The organism is Bradyrhizobium murdochi, assembly GCF_000472965.1.
Classification (GTDB): Bacteria; Pseudomonadota; Alphaproteobacteria; order Rhizobiales; family Xanthobacteraceae; genus Bradyrhizobium; species Bradyrhizobium murdochi.
In genome coordinates, this window is record NZ_AXAU01000023.1 from 91,887 (window position 1) to 100,094 (window position 8,208).

Annotated in this window: 10 protein-coding genes; 5 read left to right on the top strand and 5 right to left on the bottom strand. The window is 63.1% G+C overall.

Annotation, left to right across the window (positions count from 1 at the left end; all coding sequences use genetic code 11):
* Positions 1–28: 28 nt before the first annotated feature.
* Positions 29–844, bottom strand: coding sequence for a PAS-domain containing protein (locus YUO_RS0131455; protein ID WP_028350791.1), 816 nt, complete (start codon positions 842–844; stop codon positions 29–31).
* A gap of 203 nt (positions 845–1,047) precedes the next feature.
* On the opposite strand from YUO_RS0131455, the gene YUO_RS0131460 reads away from it, so the two are divergent.
* The gene (locus tag YUO_RS0131460; protein WP_028350792.1) at positions 1,048–1,398 is read left to right on the top strand and encodes a DMT family protein; all 351 of its coding nucleotides are present in this window, start codon (positions 1,048–1,050) and stop codon (positions 1,396–1,398) included.
* Between the two features lie 13 nt (positions 1,399–1,411).
* Here the strand turns inward: YUO_RS0131460 and YUO_RS0131465 are convergent, their stop codons facing one another.
* From YUO_RS0131465 to YUO_RS0131480, 4 genes are all read right to left on the bottom strand, one after another.
* A complete protein-coding gene (locus tag YUO_RS0131465; protein WP_028350793.1) occupies positions 1,412–2,572 on the bottom strand; it encodes a PQQ-dependent sugar dehydrogenase in 1,161 nt (386 codons plus the stop codon).
* A 71-nt stretch (positions 2,573–2,643) separates the two neighbouring features.
* On the bottom strand, positions 2,644–2,817 hold the full coding sequence (locus YUO_RS47355) for a hypothetical protein (protein WP_176721808.1): 174 nt from the start codon (positions 2,815–2,817) through the stop codon (positions 2,644–2,646).
* A 191-nt stretch (positions 2,818–3,008) separates the two neighbouring features.
* Positions 3,009–3,662, bottom strand: coding sequence for a glutathione S-transferase family protein (locus tag YUO_RS0131475; protein ID WP_028350794.1), 654 nt, complete (start codon positions 3,660–3,662; stop codon positions 3,009–3,011).
* A gap of 191 nt (positions 3,663–3,853) precedes the next feature.
* On the bottom strand, positions 3,854–5,083 hold the full coding sequence (locus YUO_RS0131480; RefSeq protein ID WP_028350795.1) for a glycosyltransferase family 87 protein: 1,230 nt from the start codon (positions 5,081–5,083) through the stop codon (positions 3,854–3,856).
* Positions 5,084–5,275: 192 nt separating this feature from the next.
* Between YUO_RS0131480 and YUO_RS0131485 the strand changes: the two genes are divergently transcribed.
* From YUO_RS0131485 to YUO_RS0131500, 4 genes are all read left to right on the top strand, one after another.
* Positions 5,276–6,478, top strand: a complete 1,203-nt coding sequence (locus YUO_RS0131485) for a pyridoxal phosphate-dependent aminotransferase (RefSeq protein WP_028350796.1) — start codon at positions 5,276–5,278, stop codon at positions 6,476–6,478.
* Positions 6,479–6,690: 212 nt separating this feature from the next.
* The gene (locus YUO_RS0131490; protein ID WP_028350797.1) at positions 6,691–7,203 is read left to right on the top strand and encodes a DUF992 domain-containing protein; all 513 of its coding nucleotides are present in this window, start codon (positions 6,691–6,693) and stop codon (positions 7,201–7,203) included.
* A 243-nt stretch (positions 7,204–7,446) separates the two neighbouring features.
* The gene (locus YUO_RS0131495; RefSeq protein ID WP_028350798.1) at positions 7,447–7,929 is read left to right on the top strand and encodes a DUF992 domain-containing protein; all 483 of its coding nucleotides are present in this window, start codon (positions 7,447–7,449) and stop codon (positions 7,927–7,929) included.
* A gap of 78 nt (positions 7,930–8,007) precedes the next feature.
* On the top strand, positions 8,008–8,208 hold a 201-nt coding region (locus YUO_RS0131500), incomplete at its 3' end, for a hypothetical protein (protein WP_028350799.1).

Below are 8,208 nucleotides of genomic sequence, written 5' to 3' on the forward strand. Positions count from 1 at the left end.
GGCAGCAGACGATCAACTTATCGCTTTGCTACTCCGCGGCGCCGAGGTGCCTCGTGAGGCTGCGATGGCTGCTGCCGCGCAGCGCGCGATAATACTCCGCGCTGCCGGGATCGTCGATGTGGCGAACGAGATCAGTGACCGGCGTGTAGCTCAGCATGCGTCCGCCGTCGGGAAGCGCCGTGCAGGTGAAGCGCAGCACCTGTCCATCCGCGAGATCGAGGTTGATCGGCGTGGAATCGCCTGTTCGTATCATCTCGGTGCGCTTGGCGATGAAGCCGCTCAACTCGTCCTCCGGCAGTTGCCAGGCGCCGGTGTCGCGGCCGTGATACATCAGCGCAATGAAGGGCGGCTTGCTGTCGGCCTGCTCATCGGACAGCTTGAAATAATCGCGGAACGCGCGGTTGATGAATTCGGCGCGAGTGGCGGAATCGAGCAGCACGATGCCGATGTCGACCTGATCGAGCGCGGCCGACAGGCGCTCCGCGGTAACGTGATGCTTCTTCTCCCATGCGAATGCATCGACCCATCTTTTCCGCAACAACCCCGTGATCAGCGCGGTGCCGCCGGCAGTCGCCGCCAGCAGCAGCATGCGCGCAAGGTCGGACATGTCGTAACCAGGCGTAGCGCGGTGGTTGAGGAAGAACAGCGCTGATGACGCCACCGCTATGATGGCGCTGGCCATGCCGGAGACGATGCCGCTGATGGAAGCGGCAAAGGCGACAATGCAGACGAACAGCGGCGCGGGATTGGGGACTGCAACGAAGTGTCGGTCGACAACGAAGGCGATCATCGCCGTCGCCGTCGTGAGAGCCGGACCGGAGATTGCGCGCCAGTCTAACTGCATGCCCGTTCTCGCTGCTTGCCGGGAATAAGACGCAAGCATGCCTGATTGTTGCGATTGTGCACGCCTTTCTGCCGCCAGTCCTAAGAGAGCGTTGCGCGCATGCTTAAGACTTTCGCATTTTTGAAATCAAATGATATCGAGTTAAGGAACGTGGTACCGCACCCGACCATTGAGCTGCTCGACATTTTTGCAAGAGGACATTGATGCCCACCGTTTCGCCGACGCTGCTGCCGATTCTGATGTTGTTTGCTTCCAACATCTTCATGACCTTTGCCTGGTACGGGCATCTGAAATTCAAAGAAAGCCCATTGCCAATGGTGGTGCTGACGAGTTGGGGGATCGCCTTCGTCGAATACTGGCTGGCGGTGCCGGCCAACCGGTGGGGCAGCGCGGTGTACTCGGCGGCGCAGCTCAAGACCATGCAGGAGGTGATCACGCTGGTGGTGTTCGCCTGCTTCTCGGTGCTCTATCTGAAGGAGCCGCTGGGGTGGAATCACGCACTCGGCTTTCTCTTCATCGCGATCGGCGCGTTTTTGATCTTTCACAAATGGTGAGCGCAGATCGTCGTCATTTTACGGCCGGTGCCACCCGCAATACTCGTCCTGCCGAACTGTCGGTCAAAAGCCACAGCGCGCCGTCCGGCCCCTGACGGACGTCCCTGATACGCTCGTGCAGGTTCTGCAGCAGGCGTTCCTCCGACGTCACCGCGTTGCCGTTCAGCGTCAGCCGCACCAGCATCGCGCTGCGCAGCGCGCCGGTAAACAGGCTGCCGTTCCATTTTGGAAACAGCTTTCCGGTGTAGAAGGCCATGCCCGACGGCGCGATCGACGGCACCCAATATTTGAGCGGCTGCTCCATGCCGTGCCTGGCCGTGCTCTCGTGGATTTTCGCGCCGGAATAATCGATGCCGTAGCCGATCACCGGCCAGCCGTAATTCTTGCCCTTGCCGACGATATTGACCTCGTCGCCGCCGCGGGGTCCGTGCTCGATTTCCCAGGGCTCGCCGCTCGCCGGATTGATCGCGAGCGCCTGCACGTTGCGGTGCCCGTAACTCCAGATTTCCGGCTTGGCATCGGCACGGCCGGCGAACGGATTGCCTGCAGGCACCGACCCGTCCGGCGTGATCCGGACTATCTTGCCGAGATGATTGCCGAGATTCTGCGCCTGGTCGCGATGGGTGAAGTGATCACCGAGCGCCACGAACAGATTGCCGTCGTCGGCCTGCGCGATGCGGCAGCCATAGTGATTGCCTGACGATAGCGGCCCCTGCTGGCGGAAGATGATCTTGACCTCGTCGAGACGGCCATTGTCGTCGCTCAGTTTCGCGCGCGCTGCCGTGGTGCGGCCGCCACCCGAGGTCCGTTCAGCGTAACAGAAATAGATGGTCCGGTTCTGCGCAAAGGATTTGTCGGTGACGACATCGTGCAGGCCGCCCTGGCCTGAGGCCCACACATCAGGCACGCCCTTGAGCGGCGGCGAGACCTGGCCCTCCGCGCTGACGAGGCGCATGCGGCCGGGACGCTCGGTCACCAGCATCGTTCCATTGGGCAGGAATGCCAGCGCCCACGGATTGACGAGGCCCCTCGCAATGGTGCGCACCTCGAGTTCGCCCGCCGACGAGTCGAACGCCGGCTCTTCGCCGCGCGTGCCGGTGGCGATCAGGAAGGAGACGGCGAGCAGGATCGCTACCGTCAAGGCGACGGTCACAAGGCCGACGGGTGTCTTCATTCTGGTCTACATCGCGATGCTGATCATCGCGCTTCGCTAGTCCAATGATGCAAACAGAACGGCTGGACCTGTCACGGAATGGGCATCGCGACGGTGGCCTTGATCGATAGCACCGTCAGGGTGACCACGAGGCAAAGCGATAGCGTGCCGATCGCAAGCGAGGTGGCGATGGCACCAAGCAACCGGGAAGAAGCGACGGGCGCGCGGCTGCTCTCGAAGCCGACCGCGCCGGGTGACCGCATCATAGTCTAAATCCTTGTAACGCGGGACGAATCACCCGCGACTCACGACGTCGGGAAAATCTTGCAGCGATCACCGGCAACATTGCGGCGACCAATCGCTTAAAATGGCAGAATCACGGCAAAGGTTAACGTTATGCCCGCTATTGTTAACCTTTGGCGGGGTGCTCGCGCGAAAGTGAGAAGGGCGAGGGTCGCTATGCGCCGGCGGCGATGTCGGCCTGATCGTCGACCTCGGTTTCCGGCCGCCAGTCCATCGTTACGAAACCGGGGGTCTGTTCGACCCGCCGCAGCCAGGCGCGGATGGCGGGGAAGGTCGCGAGGTCGTAGTCGCAGCGGTCGGCGACATGGGTGTAGCCGTACAGTGCGATATCGGCGACCGTGAGTTGTCCGGCCGCGAAATAGGCGCGGGTCTTGAGATGGTTTTCCATCACCTGGAGTGCGGCATAGCCGCGCTCCATCCAGTCCTCCAGCGCATGGGTCTGCAGGTCGCGGCCGCCCTTGACCAGGGACAGCCAGAAATATGCGGCGCCGATGTTGGGTTCGAGCGCGTGCTGCTCGAAGAACATCCATTGCAGCGCTTCGGCGCGCTCGACCCGCGACTCCGGCGCCAGGGACGTGCCGCCGCAGACATACCAGAGAATGGCGTTGGACTCGGCGAGGTAGCGTCCTTCGGCGACCTCCAACAGCGGCACCTGCCCGCTGGGGTTCTTCTCCAGGAACTCCGGCGTGCGGCTTTCGCCACGGAGAATGTCGATCTCGATCGCCTCATAGGGCGCGTTGAGCAGCGCCAGCGCAAGGCGGACCTTGTAGCTGTTGCCGGAGCGCTGCATCGAATAGAGCTTGTACATCGTCGTTGGGTTCACTGGGGTCAGAGGCGCACGCGGGGACCGCCTTGCGGAAAGTCTTCGCGCCGCAACGCGGCTAAACAATGATGCCGATACGAATGCGTCGCAAGACCCGCTGAATGGAAAAAGTCGAAAACCTCTACTGCACTGCACGCGCGCAGAATGATTCCATCAACACGCCGGAACAACAAAGATCACGCTTGCGCGACGCGGGTCGCGCCAAGCGCATGGCTCACCCGACCGAGGGCCGCGTGCCGCATTACGAGCGCATAGAGGGCCAGCTCCACGAACAGGCCCAGGGGTATGTAGCTGACGCCCGCGACGCTGCGCGACAAGAGCGGCACGATCCAGGCCGCGGCGAGCAGGCTGATCTCGAAATCGCGAAAGCCGTTGTTCAGCCCGTGCCGCGCAAAGAATGCGATCGCGACTGCGAGCACCACGAGGTCGTAATCGAGCACATAGGGTGTTGCGAGCAGGCTGCCCAGCGCCAGCGCGGCAGCCTTGAGTTCGAAGGCGGCATCGCTGTGCCACAGCCAGGCGAGGCTGGCGGCGAGCAAGGCGAACAACGAGGCCTGCGCCGCATAGGCTGTCGGCACGTTCGCGCCCGATGCGCGGACGGCCGAGAAGATCGACTGGATTTTCTGCCAGCCGGTGCCGCCCTGTTCGAGCACGACCGTCTGCGTGAAATTCATGGAATCGGCAAAGGCATGCCAGATGCCGCTGCCGAGCATCGCGAAGCTGACCACGACCAGCGCTACGACGGTGGCGGTCGCGGCGCCGATGGTGCGCCAGCGCCCGCCCGCCAGAAGCGCGATCGGAATCAACACGCCGAACTGCGGCTTGTAGGCGAGCAAGCCGATCAGCACGCCGGCAAGCCACGGCCGCCGGTCGAGCCAGTGCAGCGCGCCGCCGAGCAGGGCTGCGGTGAGAAATCCATTCTGGCCATGGCCGACATTGACGAGCACCGCGGGGAAGGCGGCGGCGACCAGCAACGTCTCCTGACGCGGCAGGATGGCGCGGATCGTTGCGAGGTAGGCGGCAAAACTCGCGACCAGCCAGAGCGCCAGTCCCCCGGCATAGGGAAGGGCGGCGACCAGAACGGCGATCGCAAAGAAGAACGGCGGATAGTGCCAGCCATAGAACGGCACGTCGCGGCCATCGAACACCGCTATCTCGGCCGCGTGCTGGAGCGCGGGCGTATAGGCGTCCGCGGCGCGGCCCTGCCAGGTCAGCGATCCTGCCGCATAGACGTTCGAAAAATCGGTTCCGATCGGCTGGCCCGTGCGGTCGATGAGGCCGTCGGAAGCAGCGATCCATCCGGCGAAGATCAGGACCGAGAGGCCGAGCAGGATCAGGCTGTAGGCGCGCATGCGCGAAGCCGTCAGCCACTCGCCGGATCGCAACCCTTGCCAGATATGAGTCATTTCATCGCAGAATTTTTACGATTATTGCGCCGACATTGCTCCGACCGTACCGAGCCAGCTTTAACGTTCCCTAAAGTTCGCCGTTATTTGGCCAAGCTTCTTGCGATGCAGCGCCCTGCGCCTTAGGGTGCGGCGTTCCCATCAAAAAGAGTCGTGAATTTCAGAGGTCACGACGTTTGCCAGGAGATAATGATGCCCTTCCTGTCCGCCGCGCTCGCCCGTGTGAAGCCGTCCGCGACGATCGCGGTCACGGATAAAGCGCGCGCGCTGAAAGCGGCGGGCCGCAACGTCATCGGCCTCGGCGCCGGCGAGCCGGACTTCGACACGCCCGCCAACATCAAGCTGGCGGCGATCCGCGCCATCGAGGCCGGCAAGACCAAGTACACCGATGTCGGCGGCATTCCTGAGCTGAAGGAAGCCATCATCAAAAAGTTCCAGCGCGAGAATGGGCTGACCTACAAGCCGAACCAGGTCATCGTCGGCACCGGCGGCAAGCAGGTGCTCTACAACGCGCTGATGGCAACCCTCAATCCCGGCGACGAGGTCATCATCCCGGCGCCGTACTGGGTGAGCTATCCGGAAATGGTGGCGCTGGCCGGCGGCGAGTCGGTCCCCGTCGTGTGCCCGGCGTCGAGCGGCTTCAAGCTGCGGCCCGAGGACCTGGAAAAGGCGATCACGCCGAAGACCAAATGGATCATCCTGTGCTCGCCGTCGAATCCGACCGGTGCCGCCTACACGCGGGCCGAGCTCAAGGCGATCACCGACGTACTGGTGAAGCATCCGCATGTCTGGGTGATGACCGACGACATGTACGAGCACCTGGTCTATGACGACTTCCAGTTCGCGACGCCGGCGCAGGTCGAACCGAAACTCTACGAGCGCACGCTGACGGTGAACGGCGTGTCGAAGGCCTATTGCATGACCGGCTGGCGTATCGGCTATGCGGGCGGCCCTGCTGACCTGATCAAGGCGATGGCGACCATCCAGTCGCAATCGACCTCGAACCCGTCGTCGATCGCGCAGTGGGCGTCCGTCGAAGCGCTGAACGGTCCGCAGGACTTCATCCCGGTGCATAACAAGATGTTCAAGGAGCGGCGCGACCTCGTGGTCTCGATGCTCAACCAGGCCAAGGGCATCGAATGTCCGCGGCCGGAAGGCGCGTTCTACGTCTATCCGTCCTGCGCCGGCACCATCGGCAAGACCTCGCCGTCAGGCAAGGTGATTGCTAATGACGAGGATTTCGTCACGGAATTGCTGGAGAGCGAAGGCGTCGCCGTCGTGCAGGGGTCCGCGTTCGGCCTCGGCCCGGCGTTCCGCATCTCCTACGCGACCAAAACCTCCGACCTCGAAGACGCCTGCAAGCGCATCCAGCGCTTCTGCGGCAATTTGCGATAAGAAGCGGCACACGCCCGTTCCGCGGTTGATGCGGGACGCTTGCGGTTCGCACGAGCAATCGCGTCAAAAGGACGGCCGTCAAATCACATCGCGCGTGAACGAACACGCAAATATTTTGACGGCTTCTTGATGAAGCGCCATGGTTTCGACACCGCACTTCCATCCTGTCCGCTCCGCTAAATTTGTTCATCAACATGCGGAGACTGGGATACATGCGACTCCTGACATTGACACTCGCCGCGGCGGCACTGATCGCGCCGATCGCAAGCGCCAACGCGGCGCCGCCGGTTCGCGCCGGCATCCTGCAATGTCAGGGCGGCCAGAATGTCGGCTTCGTAGTCGGCTCGGTGACGAGCCTCGAATGCGTGTTCCGTAGCGAAGGCCGCCGGCCTGAGCCCTACATCGCCAAGGTGCAGCGCATCGGTCTCGACCTCGGCGTCACCGAGCAGACTCAGTTGTCCTGGGCGGTCAGCGCGCCGAACACCCGGCTCGGGCGCGGCGAACTCGCCGGCAGCTATGGTGGCGTCGGCGCCAATGCATCGATCGGCGTCGGCGGCGGCGGCAACTTCCTGGTGGGCGGTCCGGCGAATGCCTACGCGCTGCAGCCGATCAGCGTGCAGGGCCAGACCGGATTGAACGTCGCCGCCGGCATCGCCGGCCTCGAGCTGCAACCGGTGCAGTTCGGCCCGCGCCGGCACCATCGCCGGCATCACCGCCGCGGTTGAGGATGACGTTAAGGAAAGGCCCGCGCAAGCGGGCCTTTTTGTTGATGTCATTCCGGGGCGATGCGCAGCATCGAACTACGGTGCGCAATTGCGCACCATAGTTCGTTGCTTCGTGCCGCCCGGGAAAAAGAAGACGGCTTGGTACTACCCGTGATGTTGTGGCATAGAACGGCGAGCGCCGCGGGCACGGCGCGCCGATTTCCATTCCATTCGTTGCTCGCATTGCTTTCCGGAGCTTACTTCATGCGTCGTTCCTTCATCCTCGCCGCTACCGTTCTCGCTGCGCTGGCTTCATCCATCGGCGGCGCCAATGCGCAGCAGGAGCAGCGCGTGCAGGTCGGCGTGCTGGAGTGCCGTGGCGGCGCCAGCGTCGGTTTCATCGTCGGTTCCGTCACGCACCTTGGTTGCGTGCTGCGCGCAGAAGGGATGCCGGAAGATCGCTATGTCGCCACCATCCGCAAAGTCGGACTCGATCTCGGCATCACCCAGGAATCGGCGCTGGCCTGGGGCGTATTCGCGCCTGTCGCGCGGCTCGGCCCCGGCGGCCTTTCCGGCGATTATGTCGGCGCGCAGGGCAGCGCGACGCTTGGCGTTGGCGTCGGCGGCAACGTGCTGGTCGGCGGCTCGGCGAACTCGATCGCGCTGCAGCCGCTCAGCCTGCAAGGCCAGGTTGGGGTCAGCATCGCCGCCGGATTGGAAAGTCTGGAGCTGCGGCCGGGGCTCTGATCGGGGCGGCTTATCTCCGTCATTGCTGTGCAAGTTCACTAATTCGCTGATTGGATCGCTCCTCTGGAGGACGATCCGATGCGCGATAATAGCTATGACCGGACGATTGAACGCAATTACCTGCAGAAGTGGCGGTTTTTGATCCCGGAATATGAGGCGGTCAAGGCGGGTCGTTCGGCGGTGTTCAAGAGTGTTGGGGATTTCTACCGCCACCACGGAACCTGTTCGCAGACCTTCCGCAAGTATTACAACCGCTATCTGCAGAGCGGCGATGAAGCC

Bases quoted from the DNA above. Each gene is read 5' to 3' on its own strand.
- YUO_RS0131480 (WP_028350795.1), bottom strand. From the start codon at position 5,083: ATGACTCATATCTGGCAAGGGTTGCGATCCGGCGAGTGGCTGACGGCT.
- YUO_RS0131475 (WP_028350794.1), bottom strand. From the start codon at position 3,662: ATGTACAAGCTCTATTCGATGCAGCGCTCCGGCAACAGCTACAAGGTC.
- YUO_RS0131495 (WP_028350798.1), top strand. From the start codon at position 7,447: ATGCGTCGTTCCTTCATCCTCGCCGCTACCGTTCTCGCTGCGCTGGCT.
- YUO_RS47355 (WP_176721808.1), bottom strand. From the start codon at position 2,817: ATGATGCGGTCACCCGGCGCGGTCGGCTTCGAGAGCAGCCGCGCGCCC.
- YUO_RS0131465 (WP_028350793.1), bottom strand. From the start codon at position 2,572: ATGAAGACACCCGTCGGCCTTGTGACCGTCGCCTTGACGGTAGCGATC.
- YUO_RS0131490 (WP_028350797.1), top strand. From the start codon at position 6,691: ATGCGACTCCTGACATTGACACTCGCCGCGGCGGCACTGATCGCGCCG.
- YUO_RS0131485 (WP_028350796.1), top strand. From the start codon at position 5,276: ATGCCCTTCCTGTCCGCCGCGCTCGCCCGTGTGAAGCCGTCCGCGACG.
- YUO_RS0131460 (WP_028350792.1), top strand. From the start codon at position 1,048: ATGCCCACCGTTTCGCCGACGCTGCTGCCGATTCTGATGTTGTTTGCT.
- YUO_RS0131455 (WP_028350791.1), bottom strand. From the start codon at position 844: ATGCAGTTAGACTGGCGCGCAATCTCCGGTCCGGCTCTCACGACGGCG.